Below are 521 nucleotides of genomic sequence, written 5' to 3'. Positions count from 1 at the left end.
ACGGTTACCACCCTGGTAGACAATGGGGATGGCAGCTTTACCTACACCTCAGAGGATGGCACGGTAACGACTTTCACTGAAACCCTGACCACTTTGGTGGACAATGGCAACGGTACCTTTACCTACACCAATGAGGATGGGGTAGCCACTACCTTTGATTCGAAGATCGCCACTGTGGTAGACAACACCGATGGTACCTATACCATCACGGACGACTTTGGTACCTCGGTAACCATCGATACGAACAATACAGTTACCACCCTGGTAGACAATGGGGATGGCAGCTTTACCTACACCTCAGAGGATGGCACGGTAACGACTTTCACTGAAACCCTGACCACTTTGGTGGACAATGGCAACGGTACCTTTACCTACACTAATGAGGATGGGGTAGCCACTACTTTTGATTCCAAGATCGCCACTGTGGTAGACAACACCGATGGTACCTATACCATCACGGACGACTTTGGTACAGTAGTTACCATCGATACGAACAATACGGTGACCACCCTGGTAGACAA

General features: G+C 49.5%; 1 pseudogene. It reads left to right on the top strand.

The features are described 5' to 3' along the window. A pseudogene (locus OO016_RS14400) lies at positions 1-521 on the top strand (hypothetical protein); the annotation flags it as partial.

It is taken from the genome of Lentiprolixibacter aurantiacus (assembly GCF_026241225.1).
Lineage (GTDB): Bacteria > Bacteroidota > Bacteroidia > Flavobacteriales > Flavobacteriaceae > Lentiprolixibacter > Lentiprolixibacter aurantiacus.
This window is presented reverse-complemented; position numbering and strand designations above follow the sequence as displayed.